Here is a 17,302-nt window from a genome sequence, read left to right as displayed (position 1 = left end):
CACATGAGCAACAAGAGCCGCAGCTCGCGGCAGCGGAAGAACGCGTCCGCCGTGAAGATGGTCGGGAGTCTCGTCGGCACCTTTCGGCGGGCGGCCGGACTCACCCAGCGGGCCCTCGCCGACGCGGTGGGCGTGGACGAGGAGACCATCGCCTCGATCGAGCAGGGCAGACGGACCCTGAAGGAGGACCTGGCGGCTCTGCTGGACGAACTCCTCGACACCAAGGGGGCCTTGTCCGTCGCGCTGGAGAACATGCCGGAGATCGACCTGTTCCCGCGGTGGGCTGAGGAGTACATCGACCTTGAGCGGGAGGCGTTGGCGTTGTCCTGGTACGACAACCAGGTGCTGCCGGGGCTGCTGCAGACTCCGGCGTACGCGCGGGCGGTCTTCCTCCACGAGGTGCCCACCCTCACCGAGGACGAGATCGAGCAGCGGGTCGCGGCGCGGATGGAACGCCAGGAGATCCTGCACCGCAGAGTGTCTCCGACCATCAGTTTCGTCATCTCCGAGGTGACCGTGATGGACCGCATCGGCGGTGACGAGGTCTACCGTGAGCAACTGCGCCACCTGCGCGAATGCGCCGACCTACCGGGTGTCACCCTCCAGATCATGCCCGTCGGCCGAGGCTTCCACGCCGGGCTCTCCGGCCCGTTCATCCTCGTCGAGACACCTGACCACCAGCGCGTCGGCTACGTCGAAGGCCAGCTCCACGGCAGGTTGATCGCCGACCCCGACGAGGTCTCCGTCCTGGAGCGCAAATATGCGATGCTGCGGACTCAGGCTCTCAACCCGCAGGAGACCAAGGGCCTGTTGGACCGTTTGCTAGGAGAGCAATGAGCACCGCACTTCAGTGGTTCAAGTCGAGCTACAGCAGCGAGCAGGGCGGCGCCTGCCTCGAAGTCGCCTACTCCTGGTTCAAGTCGAGCTACAGCAGCGAGCAGGGCGGTCAGTGCCTCGAAGTCGCCACCTCACCCCGCACGATCCACATCCGCGACTCCAAGCACCTCGCCGGCCCCGCCCTCGCCGTCACCCGCGACACCTGGACCGCGTTCCTCACGCTTGCCCAGCGCTGAGAGGGCCAAGGTCACCGCGACCGACGCGAGCGCCATCACCGTCATCCCTGTTGCAGGAGACGTCAGTTGGGCCACCGTGCCCGCTACGGCCGCGCTCACGCCCTGCATCGTGAGCATTCCGGCGGAGCGCAACCCGAGGGCGTGGCCCGCCATTTCGTCGGGGGTGAGGGACATGAGGCGCTCCTGCTGGACCAGGCTCGCGCCGAAGCCGACGGAGGCGACGGCGGCCAGGGCGGCCGCCAGGGGCAGCGCCGGTCGCAGCAGGAAGAACAGGTACGGCGTGGCCAGCAGCAGGAGCAGCGGGGTGGCCAGCCGGGGGCGCAGGGCGGGCGGCACGAGGCGGCCGACCGTCACGTCGCCGACGAACATGCCTAGCGCCCCGCAGGCGAACAGCGTGCCGGCGGCGTGGGGGGCGTAGGAGACGTAGAGGGACTCGATGCCGACCACCAGGCCGTTGGGGAGCCACAGGCCCAGGTAGGTGAGGCGGCGGGGGCGCGAGGACCACAGGAGGGCGTTCGTGCGCCAGGTCGCCGTGACGGACGGGCGGCCAGAGGCGCGTGGCGGGCGGGCGGTCAGGCCCAGGCGGAAGACGAGGGCCGCCGTCGCGTACAGCGCCGCCGACAGGAGCAGACAGGCGCGGGGGGACAGGACCGTCAGCAGGGCGCCGCCCGTCGCGAAACCGACGACCTGCGTCAGCCCGAAGACCATGTTGAACACCGAACGCCCCAGTACATAGCCGTCCTTGGGCAGGATCTCGTTCAGCAGACCCCCGCTCACTCCCCCGCCCAGCGAGGCGATCAGGCCCTGGAGGAACACGATGCCGAAAACCGCCCCGATCGGCAGGCCGGGCAGCGCCAGCAGCGTCGTTACGGCGGCGAAGGCGAGGTTGATGCTTGGTCACCGTCGCCCGCGGGGGCAGCCGGTCGGCGCCCGACAGGAAGAAGGTCGCCCCGATCATCTGCGCGAGCTGCGGCCCGAACATGCTCAGCGCCGACAGCAGGGGCGAGTCGGTCGCCCGGTAGACCAATGTGGCGAGCGCCAGACCACCCATCGTCAGGGCCGCGCCCTGGGCGGCGAAAGCGGAGAAGAACGGGGTGAACTCAGGGGTGCGGAAGAGCTGTCGGTAGCTGCGCATGCGCGGAGTCTGCGGCGGTCCGCGCGGGGGTCGTATTCTTTCGCGCTGACGCGAAACACCGGGGGGTGCGTATGGGGTGGTGGCAGCTCAACGCCGACACCCTCGCCCGCAGCCGCTTCGTCATCTCCCCGTTCGCCGAGACCTTCGCGGCCCTGAAACTGCTGCACGCGGGCACGGCCGCGCACCCCGGTGAGCAGGCCTGGCTGCGCGAGCACCTGCCCGCCTACCGGGCCCGCCTCGCCGCCGACCCCGCGACCGCGCAGCTCGTGCGCGCGGGCCTCGGCCGGTCCTGGATCGCCGACTTCCTCTGCCCCACCCAGAAGGACGGGGAGGCCTTCGAGGGGTGCGTCGCCCGGGTGCGGGCGACCGACCCCGCGGCGGCCCGTGCGAACCTCGCGGTCTCCCTCGCCGGCCCGCTGCCCGCCGTACTGGAACGGGACGACCTTCCCGAGCGTGCCGCCGCGCTCCTGGAGTACGTCTGGACCGCGACCGTACGGCCGGACTGGGACCGGCGCCGGCGGATCCTGGAGGCGGACGTGGTCGCCCGGACCGCGCAGGTGACCCGGGGCGGCTGGGCGACCGTACTGGACTCCCTGCGGCCCGGGCAGACCCGCTGGCTCGGCGACAACCGGCTCCAGATCAATCTGCACGAGTACCCGCCCCGCGAGATCTCCGGCGCCGAGCTCGTTCTGATGCCGGTCACCCCGAAGACCGGCTGGGCGTCCTGGGAGGAGCCCGAGATCTACGCGCTCGTCTACGGCTGCGCGGGCGTGCTCGCCGACCCGGGCAACCGGACCGTACCCACGAGCCTCGGCGCCCTGCTCGGCCCCGCCCGCGCCGGAATCCTCGTCCTCCTCGACTCCCCCATGAGCACGAGCCAGCTGGTCGCGGTGACCGGGCAGGGCCTGGGGTCGGTGGGGCGCCATCTGCGGGTGTTGCTCGACGCGGGGCTGGTGGAGCGGCGGCGGGCGGGCCGGTCGGTGCTGTACTCGCTGTCGGCGGCCGGGGGGATGCTCGTGGAGGCCCAGAACCGGGCCGACACTAAGCGGAGTTAGCATCCGCTTATGACGACTACAGATGGTTCTTCCCCCCTCGACGTCGAGATCGGTGCCCTCAAGGGCGGCTCCGCGGACCTCTCCCAGTACGCCGGCCAGGTCGTACTGGTCGTGAACGTGGCCTCCAAGTGCGGCCTGACCCCGCAGTACACGGGCCTGGAGAAGCTCCAGGAGGAGTACGCGGAGCGCGGCCTCACCGTCCTCGGCGTGCCGTGCAACCAGTTCATGGGCCAGGAGCCCGGCAGCGCCGACGAGATCGCCGAGTTCTGCTCGGCGACGTACGGCGTGACCTTCCCGCTGACCGAGAAGATCGAGGTCAACGGCGAGGGCCGGCACCCGCTCTACGACCGCCTGGTCGGCTTCGCCGACGCCGAGGGCCACACCGGTGACATCCGCTGGAACTTCGAGAAGTTCCTCGTCGGCCGCGACGGCACGGTCGTGGCCCGCTTCTCCCCGCAGACCGAGCCGGAGTCGGACGAGGTCGTCACGGCGATCACGGCCCAGCTGGCCTAGTGGGTGTTGACCTAAGCGGGTGTTGACCTTGCCCCAGGGGCAGAGCTGAGCGTCTCCGTCACCGGGCGGAAAGGACCCGTCCGGTGACGGAGGATGACGTGGTGGACGACTTGCGCGAAGAGCTGCTCACCATCGGCGCGTTCGCGGCCCGGGCCCGGCTGTCGGCCAAGGCCCTACGGCTGTACGACCGCCTCGGGCTCCTGGCACCCGCGCACGTCGACGAGGCCAGCGGCTACCGCTACTACCGCGCCGACCAGGTCGAACGCGCCCGGCTCGTGGCGCTGCTACGACAGCTCGACATGCCGCTCGCGCGGATCGCCGAGGTGGTCGAGGCGGACGGGGAGGCGGCTGCCCAGCTGCTCGCCGGCTACTGGGCGGACGTGGAAGCGCGGCTGGCCGGGCAGCGGACGCTCGCCGAGTACCTCCGTGGACGACTGTCGGGGAGGAGCTCCGAGATGTACGGGAAGTTCGTGGTCGAGACGGTGGACGTGCCGGCGCAGGTGGTGATCACCGAGACGCGGCACACGCTCGCGGACGAGTTGCCGGCCTGGATCGGCGCGTCGCTGGACCGCCTGGAGGAGGCGTCACGGGAGTGCGGGGGCATCGCGGCGCCGCCGTACGTCGTCTACTACTCCGAGGTGTCCATGGAGAGCGACGGCCCCGCCGAGTCCTGTGTGCCCGTCGCCGACGAGGCCGCGGCGCGGGCGTGGGTGGAGCGGCAGAAGCGGGCCCGGGAGACGAAGGTGCGGGTGGAGCCGGCGCAGCGGCTGGCGTACACCCGGATCACCAAGGCCCAGGTGGCCCATCCGCAGATCCTGGCCGCGTTCGAGGCGGTCGCGCAGTGGATCGCGGCGGAGGGGCTGGAGCAGGCGGGACCGTGCCGCGAGGTGTACTTCGCGGACTGGGACGCGGCGGGGCCGGAGGACGCCGTATGCGATGTGGCGTTTCCGGTGGCGCCTTAGGAGGCGCCGGGTCGGGTCGTCGGGCGGCTGCGGGTGCGGGTGTGCTGTGGCTGGTCGCGCCCGCGCGACCAGCCCCCCCACCGGCCCGCAGCCGAAGACCTGCTCTCAACGGAGTGTCTCGGCACAAGCCGAGCCCCCTCGGCAAGGACGGCGATCTGGTCGAGAGGGCTCTGTCGTTGGTGCTTGTGTAGTTGTGGGTGGAACAGGCCGAGGATCAGGAAGATCCTCCCCTTACGCCTTGACCGAGTCCACGAACGCGTTCCATGCCTCGGTGGGGAAGGCCAGGGTCGGTCCGTCGGTGACCTTCGAGTCGCGGACGTCCAGCGCCGCCACGGTGGGCGACTTGACCTCGACACAGGCGCCGTTGTTGTTGGAGTACGAGGACTTCGTCCACGTGCCGGTGGCGCCCTGAAGAATTGCCATGAGTGCTCCGTAAGCCAGAGTGCTTGCGATTGCTTGCGCAGATCGGTTTCCGCCAACGTTTGCTGATCGTTGGCGTGATCGACGCTACTCGCAGACTTCCTCTTTCGGAGCAGTCCTTCACTCTTCTGGCGGCATATTCCAGGTGACTCTTCCAGACAGACGGGGCCGGGGTGTACCATCCGGCCCGCTCTGTCGGGAAGGGCTCACTGAACCGCTCGGGGAAGGCCTCAGCGGGCGTATTCCTTGGCGATGTCCTCGACGAGCTGACGGGACTGGTCGACGTTCAGGGCCTGCGCCCGCAGGTGCTCGTACATCACCGTGTACTTCTGCACGTCGTGCGCCTTCTCCAGGTACAGGTCGCTGGTGACGCCCTCGATGTAGACCACGCTGGAGTCGGCCGCGTCGGCGAACTCCAGGATGGAGTACTGGCCGTTGAGGCCGGGATGCGCTCCCACCTCGAAGGGCAGCACCTGCACGGTGATGTGCGGCTGCTGGGTCATCTCGGCGACGTGCTCCAGCTGTTCGCGCATCACCTGCCGGCTCCCGACGGCCCGCCGCAGTGATGCCTCGTCGAGCACCACCCACAGCCGCAGCGGGTCCTTGTCGGCGGCGATACGATCCTGCCGCCGCAGCCGGACCTGCACACGCTTCTCGATCTCGGTGTCCGAAGTCTCGGGCGAACCGCCCCTGATGATGGCCTCGGCATAGGCGCGGGTCTGCAACAGCCCGGTGATGATCTGGGGTTCATAGACACGGAGCGACTCGGCATCCGTCTCCAGCCCGATGTACACGCTGTACGGGATGTCCCCGAACACATGCCACCAGCCCTGCTGCCGCGAGTCCTTGGCCATCTGCATCAGCGACTCGACGATGCGCTGGTCCTCGACCTCGTACACCCCGCACAGATCGCGGACGTCGCGCTGGCTGATGCTGCGCCGGCCGTTCTCCAGCCGGCTGATCTTCGACTGCGACACCAGCAGGCGTTCGGCGACCTCCTCGGCCGTCATGCCCTTGAGCTCGCGGAGCCGGCGCAGCTCCTGGCCCAGCCGGCGTCGCCTGACGGTGGGATTGACATTGGACGCCACGGGACGTGCACCTCCGGCTGCGTGCCTCGACTTGCAACTTTGCGTATCTGCTGTTGAGCAGACTGCCACCAAGGTGCTTACTACCGCTGGGAAACGATGTATATGCGCTGCGTACACACCGGTTGAAGACATTTCCCCGCACATGTCCCCGCACATGCGGCCGCGCGGGGCGACGGAACCGGTGCCTCGTCCGAGTACGGACGTGCGGTTCCGTCGCCCCGCGCGGACCAGCGGCTCCCGAACCGGGTCTTTGGGGACTGCGGTGCGGCGCTGAGTGGTGCGGGTCGTGCGTGCTGCGGTCGTGCGGGTGCCGTGGGACTGCGGCTCAGTGAGCCACGGCGCGCGCCATCGGTCCGCGGCGCGGTTGCATCGGAACGCCGCGAGCGGGTTCCGGTGCGGCCCTGCCTCCGGCGACGGCCGGGCGGCCTGCCGGTTGGGCGGGGCTGCGGCGTGGCTGTGCCGCCACACCGTTCTGGACGTCCATCACGGCGTGCGCCACGAGGCCGCCCATGGGGTCGTGCCTGATCAGGTCCCGCAGCCGGGAGCGGGACGAACGTCCCTCGTTACCCGGATACAGGTGCTTGCCGAGGCCGACCGCGTGCGCCAGCGCCGCGAGCGCAGCCGTCCGCGGGTCCGGTGGCACGCCGGTGCGGATCGCGGAGTCCAACCGGGCTCTGATCTCCCGGCTGATCTCGTTGTCCGTCGCCTGATAGCGCGTCGTCGGCAACACCCCGCACATCTGACCCGCCACGGCATGCACCATGCCGCACCGCTCCAGATGCGAGAGGTAGGTCTGGCGCAGCCCCAGCCGGGGCCCGCCAATCCAGTTCACCGCGCGTACCGGAGCGCCACGCCTTCGCAGCAACTCCAACGCGCAGTCCAAAGTTGGATCTCCAGTCGGCCGTGGTACCACCACGGCGATACGATCCCCGTCTGGGGCTATCCGTCCGGCCAGCGCCAGCTCCACTAGCTGTGCTCCGGCCAGACCGAGGTCGAGCGACTGCGGCTGTGCGGTGGTACCCGTGGCCGGGTCCAACGCCAGCAGCAGAAGCTCCTCCGGAAGTGTTCTGCGGCTCCTGCCCATCCATGCCTCCCCGCGTGGATGAATGACAGGGTGACCCCTCTCACATTGGTCTGTCGAGGGTGCGTGACCTGTTTGTAGTGGAACCGGTAGGTATGTCGTTCTCGTCTACCGCTTCAGCCAAGCCCACACACAGGACACTGGTACATGGTTCGGACACTGCGGGGGAGCGGTGTTCCGAGCGGGCGGTTGGCGGTTCACGGTTCGGCAGACGCACGGACGGCGTGCGTCGGCACATGGAGGAGGCATCGGTGGCGGGCGAGTCCCCCGACAGGTCGAAGCAGCGCGAGTCGTCGGCAGAACCGACGTCGGGGAGCGCGGGTGCGGTTCCCGAGGCGCGTGACCCCCGGCTGGCGGTCGCCCGGGAGTCCGTGTCCCGCGGCGGCGTCGACACGGCCACGAAGGTCTTCTCGGTGCGCGAGCTCGCCGCGGAGGCCGAGAAGGCCGAGAGCGGCCCCGTAGACGCCGGAACGGAGGGTTCCGACACCGGAGCCCCCGAAGCGGCGTCCACGCCCCCGGAGGACGCCTCCAGCGACTCCGAGGACTCCGGTACGCCCGCGTCCCCCACCGCGTCGGGAGACGCGCGCCTACGGAACGCCGTGGCGGCGTGGGTGGCCTCGGCGGACGGGAAGGCGGGGGGCGGCTCGGAGGAGGCCGGGGAGTCCGACGGGGGCGAGGACTCGGGCGAGGGCGAGGACTCGGTGGACGCCGGGCCCGAGGATGCCGAGCCGGAGGATGGCGAGCCCGAGGACACCGGGCCCGAAGATGGCGAGCCCGAGGACGCACAGCCGGAGGACGCCGGGCCGGAGGACGCGCAGCCTGACGACGCCGGGCCCAAGGACGCCGGGCCGAAGGACGCCGGGCCCGAGGACGCACAGCCGGAGCGCGCACAGCCTGACGACGCCGGGCCCGAGGACGCCGAGCCGAACGACGCCGGGCCCGAAGACGCACAGCCCGAGGACAGCGAGCCCGAGGACAGCGAGCCCAAGGACGCCCAGCCCGAGGCAGAAGGCACGCAGGACGCCGACGCCGAGGACGCGGAGGACGCCGCGGCGCACGCGGACACCGCCACGGCCGAGCCCGAGCAGGCAGACGACGCCACCGAGACTCGCGCCGAGGACGAGGGCGAGCCGGAGCCCGACGCCGACGACGCCCCCGAGGGCGACGCGGACAGCGACGCCGCCGCGGAGACCGACGGCAAAGCCGAGACCGAAGCCGAGACCGACAGCGCAGCCGAAGTCGGCGGCGCAGCCGAAGCCGACGACGCGGACGACGACGCCGAGCCGGAGGCCGTCACACCCGCGGCCGCCGACGGCGAGGACGCCCCAGAGGGGCCACCCGCAGCCGACGACGAAAGCAGCACGGGTGGTGCGGGTGGGAACACCAAGGCCGAAGGCGAAGCCGAGGCCGAGGAATCCGGCGAGCCGGAGCCCGACGCCGACGTCCCGGACGACAAGCCCCGGGTCGACCAGCCCACCGCCACCTTCAAGGCCGTACGCCCACCCCGCCCCGCCGTGGACCAGCCGACGACCACGCTGAAGCTCGGGGACGCGGCACCCAAGAAGGACCCCAAGCCCGAGGCCCCGGCCGAGCGCACCAGCAAGTTCATCGCGCTCAAGCCCCTGGACGAGCCCCACACCCCGCCCACGGCGAAGCCGGACGTCACCGCGGCCGTGCCGCAGATCGGCCCCGAGCGGACGACCCAGCAGCCGCTGCCCCCGAAGCCCCCGCTGGACCTGCTGGCGGAGCTGACGAACACCCCGCCGCCCCCGCCCAGCCCGGTCCGGACGATCGTGCGCAGGGTCAAGATCTGGACCCCCCTCGCCCTCCTCCTCGCGGTCGTCTTTGCGATCGTGCAGGCCGTACGCCCGCTGCCGACCCCCGAACTGACACTCACCGCCGAGGACTCCTACACCTTCGACGGCGACCAGGCCGGGCTGCCGTGGCCCAGCGAGGGCCAGGGCTGGATGGACGTCAACGGCATCGGCACGATGGGCGACTTCGGCAAGCAGACGCCCGTCGCGATCGGCTCGGTAGCCAAGGCGATGACGGCGTACATCGTCCTCAAGGACCACCCGCTGAAGTCGGGCGCGGAGGGCGAGAAGATCACGGTCGACGCGCTGGCGGAGAAGGAGGGCGGCTACAACAAGGACGGCGAGTCCACCCTCAACACCGTCAAGGAGGGCGACGTCCTCACCGAGAAGCAGGCGATCTCGGCGATCATGATCCCCTCGGCCAACAACATCGCCCGCCTGCTGGCCCGCTGGGACGCCGGTTCCGAGACGGAGTTCATCAAGAAGATGAACGACACCGCCAAGGAACTCGGCATGAAGAACACGACGTACACCGACGCCTCGGGCCTGAAGGAGACCACCGTCTCCACCGCCGAGGACCAGGTGAAGCTCGGCAACGAACTCGTCAAGATCCAGGCCCTGATGGACATCACGTCCATGGGACAGTGGATCGATCCGTCCGGACAGAAGTGGTACAACTACAACTATCTGGTCCCCTACAACGGTGCCGTCGGCATCAAGACCGGCACCACCACCGCGGCCGGCGGCAATCTCCTCTTCGCCGCCCGCAAGGAGGTCGGCGGTGAGACCGTCACCGTCGTCGGCGCGATCCTCGGCCAGCACAAGGCGCCGATCATCCAGACCGTCAACGACGTCAGCAAGACCGCGATGCTCGCCGCCCGCGACGAGCTGACCTCGGCGAAGATCCTCAAGAAGGGCGACGTCGTCGGATACGTCGACGACGGGCTCGGCGGCAGGACCCCGGTCGTGCTCACCAAGGACGTCACGGCGGTCGGCTGGGCCGGGATGAAGGTGGAGCTGTCCTTCGCCGCCGACGACGTCCCGCACACCGCGAAGGCCGGCACCAAGGTCGGCACGCTGACCGTGGGCGACAGCGAGGGCGGCGCCGTCAAGGTCCCGGTCACCCTGCAGACGGACCTGGTCGAGCCGGGCTTCCAGGACAAGCTCACACGTCTCGGCTGATAGCAGAGCCCCTCGCACCCCGTCGGCCGTAACCACCGGGTTCCGGTCGGCGGGGTGCGTGCTAGCGTCACGAATCAGGGCAGGTCGCCGCTCACGGGACGTGGTCGCTGAACCCACGAGGACGCGGCCGACAACGCACGGGGAACGGAACCCGGCCGAGAACAGAAGACGGGACACCACGGGGAGTGCCTTCAGGTGGCCACAGCGGAGCCGACACGCGCCGACGAGACCGATCCGGGCCCGGGAACCGGCCCGCGAATACGCCTGCCCGCACCTGACCCGAAGGACCGCGAGAAGGCGCCCGACACGGCGCGCAGACCGGCACTCGTCAAGGCGGAGGCCGCTTTCCTCGCCCTCCGCGAGCACCTCCTGCGGCACCCCGTCCTCTCCCTCACCGCACTCTCCGGCGTCCTGCACGTCGTCTGGTTCTTCACGTTCGCGAACAGCGGTGGCGACCTCGCGGCACAGGACGCGTGGGCCGAGTTCGTCGGCCGGCATCCCGACTCGGCGTACAACCTGGCCTGGTACGGCGGCATGCACCCGGTGTCGTACAGCGCGGTGTCGCCGTATCTGATGTCGGTACTCGGCGTCCGTACGACGATGATGATCGCGGGGACGATCTCGGCCGGGCTGCTGACGATGATCCTCATCCGCAGCCGGTCCGTGAAGAACCCTCTGTGGGCCTCGCTCGCGGGCGTCTTCGCGTTCCTCTGCAACGCGGCCTCGGGCCGCGTGACCTTCGGTCTCGGCACGGTGTTCGCGCTGGGCGCGGTCGCCGTCGTCTTCTGCTGGCCGTACCGCTGGCGCTACAAACGCTGGGCCAAGGCCCTGTGCGCGGCCCCGCTCGCCGCACTCGCGACGATGGCCTCCCCCGTGGCGGGCCTGTTCGTGGGCCTGGTGGCGGCGGCGCTCTTCCTCCAGAAACGGCGCCCGGGCGCCTGGGCGCTGGGCATCGCACCCTCGGCCGTCGTCGCCGTGTCCGCCTGGCTGTTCCCGTTCTCCGGCACCCAGCCGATGTCGATCGGCTCGGTGGTCCTGCCGCTGGCGTCCGGCCTGCTCGTGCTCTTCCTGGTCCCCAAGGAGTGGACGACGGTCCGGATCACGGCCGGGGTGTACAGCCTCGCCGTCGTCCTGGTCTGGCTGGTCAGCTCCCAGATCGGCTCCAACATCTCGCGGCTGCCGATGCTGTTCGCGGGGGTGGCCCTGGCGGCCGCGCTGCCGTTCGCGGTGCCGCGCTCGCGCAAGTGGTACACGATCGTCGTGGCCTTCATCGGCTTCACCGGCTGGATCGGCTTCAAGTCCGTCGACGACGTCGTCCATACGACCCCGACGGCGTCCTGGGCGCGCGAGCTGGCGCCGCTCGTCAACGAACTCCAGGAAGTCGGCGCCGAGAAGGGCCGCGTGGAGGTCGTACCGGCCCGCTCCCACCGCGAGGCCTCCGCCCTCGCGCCGTACGTCAACCTGGCCCGCGGCTGGAACCGCCAGGCCGACATGGAGCGCAACCCCCTCTTCTACGACGACACCCTCAACTCCGCGAACTACCACGAGTGGTTGCAGCGCTGGGCCGTCCACTTCGTCGTCGTCCCCAAGGACGAACCGGACGGTGACGGTGGCGAACGCGAGCGGGAACTCGTACAGCGCGGGATGCCGTATCTGAAGCAGATCTGGGGCGACGCCAACTGGCAGCTGTTCCAGGTGACGGACCCGGCGCCGATGGCCTCGCCGAACGCCGTGGTCGAGCGCGCCGCGCAGGGCGAGATGACCATGCAGGTCAAGAAGGCCGGGCGCATCCTCATCCGCATCCCGTACTCGCCGTGGCTCTCGATCGTCGACGCCGAAGGCAAGAAGCTGAAGGCTCCACAGGAGACGGAGGCGTCGAAGAACCGGGCCGACGGGGAGCCGAAGACGTACGACAACGTCAACGGGTGCCTGATGGAGACGGAGGAGGATGCGGACGGGGACAAGTGGACGATGCTTGTCGCTCCGCGGGCGGGTGAGTATCGGCTGGCGGCGCCCTACACAGTGCCTCGTGGGACGCCTTGTCCGGATGAGTTGAAGTAGTCGTTTGTCTGCGGCGCCGTCGTGGCTGGTCGCGCCCACGCGGCGGAGCCGCTAATGACACAGCCCCGCGCCCCTTTAGGTCAGCGCAGCTGGTCCACGTATTTGTCCGTGCCCGGGATTGTCGGGACGAAGGGCGCCAGTAGCTCGACCCTGCCCAGGCCCGCCTCCGTGACCGCCGCATCCAGCCCCGTGAAATATGGGTCCCAGCACTCCCGCGGATCCGCCTCCAGGAACCACAGAAGCGTGAGCCGGGTGTCGACGCCCTCCACCTGCTTCACGTATGTCATGCGGTCGCCGGGAAGCGGCGTCGGCCGGAAGACCGTCACCATCGCCGCCGGGGAACCCGCCACCCGCTTCGGCAGATGACGGGAGACCAGCCACTCCAGCAACTCCGCCCGCTGCTCCGGCGATTCGGCGTCGACGACCTCCAACACCAGCCCCGCATACGGATGGTCGAGGGCGTGGAAGTCCCTCGGCCCCGCCGCTCCGTCCCGGTAGACCGTCGCCTCGTGGTCCTGGAATGCCGTGAAGACATGGGTCCGGTCGCGGTACACACGCCCATCCCGGTTCAGCCGCTTGTTGATGGCGACGGTCCACTTCATGTGGTCGTCGTAGCGGCCGTCGGTGACCCAGTAGGTGGTGAGGTAGCAGCCGGCGGTGACGGGTTGGGCGACCGCCGACTTCTCGGGCAGGCGCAGGAGTTGGAGGTCGCGGGTGGCGACCCAGCGGCGGCCGGCGGACATCCAGGGCATGGCCATCGCGCCGGCGTAGAAGTGGTCGTCCTCGTACCAGCGGTTGTAGGCGTACTCGTGGCCCGGGCGCGGTTCGACCATGGTGATCAGGGCGTGTCCGGGGCGGACTCCGTACGGTCCTACGGCGGCCAGTTCGGCGTACGTCTCGCTGTGGGTGTCGCTGCGGGTGTCCTCACTCATACCCTTCCCCTTTCTCGGCGGCTCGCCCATACTCTGACGCCCCGTCAGATATTGCGCCAGAGCCGGGAGGTCGCCGATGTCACTGCTCGCAGGCAAGACCGTCATCGTGTCGGGAGTCGGCGCCGGACTCGGTCATCAGGTCGCGGCGGCCGTCGTACGGGACGGGGGCGATGCCGTCCTCGGCGCGCGCACCGAGGCGAACCTCGCGAAGAGCGCGGCCGAGATCGATCCGGACGGGGCGCACACGGCGTACCGGGCGACCGACATCACCGACGAGGGGCAGTGCGAGGCGCTGGCCGCGCTGGCTCAGGAGCGGTTCGGGCGGCTCGACGCCGTCGTCCATGTGGCCGCGTGGGACAGCTACTTCGGCGGGCTGGAGGACGCCGACTTCGCGACCTGGCAGTCGGTCATCGACGTGAACCTGCTCGGGTCGCTGAGGATGACTCGGGCATGCCTGCCGGGACTGAAGGCGAGCGGCGGGTCGGTCGTCTTCATCGGGACGCAGTCGTCCGTGGCCGCCCCTTCCCAGGTACGGCAGGCCGCGTACGCCGCCTCGAAGGGGGCGCTGACCAGCGCGATGTACTCCCTCGCCCGGGAGCTCGGGCCGCACCGGATCCGGGTCAACACGGTACTGCCGGGCTGGATGTGGGGGCCGCCGGTGCGGGCGTACGTCCAGTTCACGGCGCAGACGGAGGGGGTGCCGGAGGCGGAGGTGCTGGGGCGGCTGACGGAGCGGATGGCATTGCCGGACCTGGCGTCCGACGGGGACGTGGCGGACGCGGCGGCGTTCCTGGCGTCGGACCGGGCGCGGGCGATCACTGGACAGTCGTTGCTGGTCAACGCGGGGGAGCTGATGCGATGAGTTCATGTAGGTGAACGAAGGCCATCATCACGAATACTTTTACCTCCCTTTGACCCGACGCTTACTTGTCGTGTCCACGCGACAGCGCCCACGATGAGCGCCGGGCTGAACCCTGGGAGGGCGCACATGAACGGTCTCGACTGGGCCGTGCTCATCGGCTACTTCGGCGTGATGGTCGCGATCGGCATCTGGTCGCACAAGCGCGTGGACAACGTCAGCGACTTCTTCACCGCCGGCGGGAAGATGCCGTGGTGGCTCTCGGGCATCTCGCACCACATGTCGGGCTACAGCGCGGTGATGTTCACCGGCTACGCCGGTATCGCCTACACCTACGGCGTCACCTCCTTCGTGACGTGGTCTTTCCCCATCGCCCTCGGTATCGCGATCGGTTCGAAGCTGTTCGCGCCACGCATCAACCGACTGCGCTCGCGACTCCACGTCGCCTCCCCACTCGAATACCTGAAGAACCGCTACGACCTGAAGACCCAGCAGGCGCTGGCCTGGTCCGGCATGTTGCTGAAGATCGTGGACGTGGGCGCCAAGTGGGCGGCGATCGCGACCCTGTTGTCGGTCTTCACCGGGATCTCCCTGAACCAGGGCATCCTCATCACCGGCGGCATCACGGCGATCTACTGCACGATCGGCGGCCTGTGGGCGGACGCGCTGACCGAGCTCGGCCAGTTCGTCATCCAACTCCTCGCCGGTGTCGCGATGTTCGTGGCGGTGGTCCTGAAGCTGAACGACAAGGGCATCGGGTTCTTCGGCGCCTGGGACGAGCCGGAGCTCCAGGGCCACGGCGAACCGCTGGTCGGACCGTACGGAACCGTCTTCCTTCTGGCCTTCCTCTTCATCAAGCTCTTCGAGTACAACGGCGGCATGCTCAACCAGGCCCAGCGCTACATGGCCACGGCGAACGCGCACGAGGCCGAGCGCTCCGCACGCCTGTCGGCGATCCTGTGGCTGGTGTGGCCGGTGGTCCTCTTCTTCCCCATGTGGATGTCGCCGCTGCTGGTCGAGTCGCAGAAGCCGGACGGTTCCGACTCCTACGGCCTGATGACCGAACAGCTCCTGCCGCACGGCCTGTTGGGCCTGGTCATCGTCGGCTTCTTCTCGCACACCATGGCCATGTGCTCCTCCGACGCCAACGCGATCGCGGCGGTCTTCACCCGGGACTGCGCACCGGTGGTGTGGCGCAGGGCGCGGGCGTGGAGCGAGGGACAGGGTCTGCGGGTCGCCCGGATCACGACGGTCGTCTTCCTGGGCCTGTCCATGGCGGCGGCGACACAGGTCAACTCCCCCACCTTCAAGGACATCATCACGGTGGTGATCAGGTGGGTGGCCGGACTCATGGGCCCGATGGCCATCCCGATGATGCTCGGCCTGCTCCGCCCGTTCCGCCGCTCCGGCCCCACGGCCGCGCTCACCAGCTGGTCGATGGGCCTGCTCGCCTTCTGGCTGGTCAACTACCCGATCAGCTGGAACGTCGAGGGCGGTGTCCCGCTCCAGTACCAGGTCTCCATCCCGCTGGCCGTCTCCCTGGTGCTCTACATCCTGATCGGCTTCCTCAAGCCGGAGGACACTCCGGAGCGCCTCGCGATCATCGAGGTGATCAACACGGACGGGGACGACTCGGCGGCAGCCGCGATCCCGGCTCCGGCGGACGGGCCGGAGGACCGGGCGGTGGTGACGCGGGTGAAGGACTAGGTATCAGGTCGGCGAGGGGCTAGGCCAGAACCTGGCCCCTCGGGTATCTCGCAAGCCACCCGGGAGAGGACCCCGCCGGACCATGCAGGGCGGGCCCCTGGGTCATCTCCATGGCGAAGTCGTCCGCGAGCTCCAGCAGCGTGGGACGGCCCTCCAGTTCGGCCAGCCAGGCCGGCGGGAGGGCCGTTTCGCCGTGCAGGGCGCCGAGGAGACCGCCGGTGAGGGCGCCGGCTGCGGCGGAGGGGCCGTCGTGGTTCACGGCGAGGCACAGACCGTGCCGTACGTCCTCCCCCACCAGGGCGCAGTACACGGCGGCGGCCAGCAGTCCGTCGGCCGAGCCGTCCGCCGCCAGCTCCTCCACCCTCGCCGGGGTGGGCATCCCCTGCCGGACGGCACCCAGGGCGTGCTGCAACGCGTCCGACACGGGCTCGTGCCCGGGCCGGGCGGCGAGCAGGGCGAGGGCCCGCTGTACGGCCCCGTCCAGGCTCTCGCCGAGGGCCAGCGCGTGCACGATGACGGCGTACGCGCCCGCCGACAGGTAGGCGACGGGATGCCCGTGGGTCTGCGCCGCGCACTCCACCGCGAGCTGGACGACCAGCTGCGGCTCCCAGCCGACCAGCAGCCCGAAGGGCGCGGAACGGGCGGTGGCCTCGGGCCCGAGCTCGGTGGGATTCTTGGGCGCGTCCAAGGTCCCCATGGTCTCGTCCCCGAACCCCAGCAGCAGGGACCGGGCGGGATCACGCCGGGCGTAGAGCCACTCCTCCCGCGCCAGCCACCCGTCATCCTTGCGCCGCTCGTCGGGCCCCCAGTCCCGCTGGGTGGCGGCCCACCGCAGATACGCCCGGTGCAGATCGGTCGGCGGATGCCAGGCCCCCGTGTCCCGTCGCACCTGGGCACGTATGAGCCCGTCCACGGTGAAGAGGGTGAGCTGCGTGAGATGACTCACGGCCCCGCGCCGCCCGTACCCGAACCCGAGATCGACGAGCCCCTCGGCGCCGTACTCCTCCCGGATCTCGTCGAGCCCGAGCCCGTCGACGGGCGTCCCCAGCGCGTCCCCGACGGCCGCACCGAGCAGCGTCCCGCGCACCCTGCTCCGAAAATCCTGCTGCTCGGCACGCCCCCAGACGGCCCCGGCTGCCGCACCCACCAAGACCTCCCTGTGGCACCACCCGTTACATACGACAGCTCAGAACTGTAATCGAACGGGAACGGTCGGTTCAGGGGGTGGAGTGGTATGTGGGGTGTGGCGGGAATGGTCCCGAGCAGTCAGTTATCACCCGTACCGGGTGGGATCGCGACCTTCGCCTCGCCGCGCTGCGGGTCCGTTCAGCTGAAGGGAACGGCGTCCGCCGCGTCGGTGTGCCAGTTGGTGACGATCGGGTCCTCGACAGTGATGGTGCCGACCGGCAGGGAAACCGGG

14 protein-coding genes and 1 pseudogene are annotated in these 17,302 nt (G+C 69.9%); 9 read left to right on the top strand and 6 right to left on the bottom strand.

What is annotated here, in order from left to right; translation table 11 throughout:
* The first annotated feature begins 3 nt into the window (after positions 1-3).
* Both IG08_RS0148855 and IG08_RS0148850 read left to right on the top strand, forming a co-directional pair.
* On the top strand, positions 4-837 hold the full coding sequence (locus tag IG08_RS0148855) for a helix-turn-helix domain-containing protein (protein WP_030619892.1): 834 nt from the start codon (positions 4-6) through the stop codon (positions 835-837).
* Positions 834-1,073 (top strand): DUF397 domain-containing protein, encoded by a 240-nt coding sequence (locus IG08_RS0148850; protein WP_030619889.1) that lies wholly within the window; start codon positions 834-836, stop codon positions 1,071-1,073. The genes IG08_RS0148855 and IG08_RS0148850 overlap by 4 nt, the downstream gene beginning before the upstream one ends.
* On the opposite strand, the pseudogene IG08_RS55230 reads toward IG08_RS0148850, so the two are convergent.
* A pseudogene (locus IG08_RS55230) lies at positions 969-2,208 on the bottom strand (MFS transporter). The gene IG08_RS0148850 and the pseudogene IG08_RS55230 sit on opposite strands and share 105 nt — an antisense overlap.
* Positions 2,209-2,279: 71 nt before the next feature.
* Here IG08_RS55230 and IG08_RS0148840 point away from each other — a divergent pair.
* The 3 genes from IG08_RS0148840 to IG08_RS0148830 all read left to right on the top strand — a co-directional run bounded on the left by IG08_RS0148840 (position 2,280) and on the right by IG08_RS0148830 (position 4,738).
* On the top strand, positions 2,280-3,263 hold the full coding sequence (locus IG08_RS0148840; RefSeq protein ID WP_030619886.1) for an ArsR/SmtB family transcription factor: 984 nt from the start codon (positions 2,280-2,282) through the stop codon (positions 3,261-3,263).
* Positions 3,264-3,272: 9 nt separating this feature from the next.
* Positions 3,273-3,776, top strand: a complete 504-nt coding sequence (locus IG08_RS0148835) for a glutathione peroxidase (RefSeq protein ID WP_030619883.1) — start codon at positions 3,273-3,275, stop codon at positions 3,774-3,776.
* 83 nt (positions 3,777-3,859) lie between these two features.
* Positions 3,860-4,738 (top strand): MerR family transcriptional regulator, encoded by an 879-nt coding sequence (locus tag IG08_RS0148830; RefSeq protein ID WP_030619881.1) that lies wholly within the window; start codon positions 3,860-3,862, stop codon positions 4,736-4,738.
* A gap of 231 nt (positions 4,739-4,969) precedes the next feature.
* Here IG08_RS0148830 and IG08_RS0148825 read toward each other — a convergent pair whose 3' ends face one another.
* The 3 genes from IG08_RS0148825 to IG08_RS0148815 all read right to left on the bottom strand — a co-directional run bounded on the left by IG08_RS0148825 (position 4,970) and on the right by IG08_RS0148815 (position 7,330).
* On the bottom strand, positions 4,970-5,161 hold the full coding sequence (locus IG08_RS0148825) for a DUF397 domain-containing protein (RefSeq protein WP_030619878.1): 192 nt from the start codon (positions 5,159-5,161) through the stop codon (positions 4,970-4,972).
* 227 nt (positions 5,162-5,388) lie between these two features.
* Positions 5,389-6,246 (bottom strand): helix-turn-helix domain-containing protein, encoded by an 858-nt coding sequence (locus IG08_RS0148820; RefSeq protein ID WP_030619877.1) that lies wholly within the window; start codon positions 6,244-6,246, stop codon positions 5,389-5,391.
* A 325-nt stretch (positions 6,247-6,571) separates the two neighbouring features.
* Positions 6,572-7,330 carry a GOLPH3/VPS74 family protein gene (locus tag IG08_RS0148815; RefSeq protein WP_030619874.1) on the bottom strand — a complete coding sequence of 253 codons (759 nt, stop codon included), beginning with the start codon at positions 7,328-7,330 and terminating at the stop codon, positions 6,572-6,574.
* 248 nt (positions 7,331-7,578) lie between these two features.
* On the opposite strand from IG08_RS0148815, the gene IG08_RS0148810 reads away from it, so the two are divergent.
* Together IG08_RS0148810 and IG08_RS0148805 are read left to right on the top strand one after the other, a co-directional pair.
* A complete protein-coding gene (locus IG08_RS0148810; protein ID WP_030619872.1) occupies positions 7,579-10,323 on the top strand; it encodes a hypothetical protein in 2,745 nt (914 codons plus the stop codon).
* A gap of 195 nt (positions 10,324-10,518) precedes the next feature.
* On the top strand, positions 10,519-12,384 hold the full coding sequence (locus IG08_RS0148805) for a hypothetical protein (protein ID WP_030619870.1): 1,866 nt from the start codon (positions 10,519-10,521) through the stop codon (positions 12,382-12,384).
* An 80-nt stretch (positions 12,385-12,464) separates the two neighbouring features.
* Here the strand turns inward: IG08_RS0148805 and IG08_RS0148800 are convergent, their stop codons facing one another.
* Complete coding sequence (locus IG08_RS0148800) at positions 12,465-13,316, bottom strand: hypothetical protein (RefSeq protein WP_030619867.1); 852 nt, start codon at positions 13,314-13,316, stop codon at positions 12,465-12,467.
* Positions 13,317-13,392: 76 nt separating this feature from the next.
* Here IG08_RS0148800 and IG08_RS0148795 point away from each other — a divergent pair, with 76 nt between their 5' ends.
* Both IG08_RS0148795 and IG08_RS0148790 read left to right on the top strand, forming a co-directional pair.
* Positions 13,393-14,178: an SDR family oxidoreductase gene (locus tag IG08_RS0148795; protein WP_030619864.1), complete on the top strand. Its 786-nt coding sequence runs from the start codon at positions 13,393-13,395 to the stop codon at positions 14,176-14,178.
* A 126-nt stretch (positions 14,179-14,304) separates the two neighbouring features.
* The gene (locus IG08_RS0148790) at positions 14,305-15,882 is read left to right on the top strand and encodes a sodium:solute symporter family protein (RefSeq protein ID WP_030619861.1); all 1,578 of its coding nucleotides are present in this window, start codon (positions 14,305-14,307) and stop codon (positions 15,880-15,882) included.
* A 19-nt stretch (positions 15,883-15,901) separates the two neighbouring features.
* On the opposite strand, the gene IG08_RS0148785 is transcribed toward IG08_RS0148790, so the two are convergent.
* A complete protein-coding gene (locus IG08_RS0148785; RefSeq protein ID WP_030619859.1) occupies positions 15,902-17,029 on the bottom strand; it encodes an ADP-ribosylglycohydrolase family protein in 1,128 nt (375 codons plus the stop codon).
* Positions 17,030-17,302 lie beyond the last annotated feature (273 nt).

The sequence above is a fragment of the Streptomyces fulvoviolaceus genome (assembly GCF_000718165.1).
Classification (GTDB): domain Bacteria; phylum Actinomycetota; class Actinomycetes; order Streptomycetales; family Streptomycetaceae; genus Streptomyces; species Streptomyces fulvoviolaceus.
The sequence above is the reverse complement of the archived record's forward strand: the minus strand, read 5'-3'. Positions and strand labels throughout refer to the sequence as shown.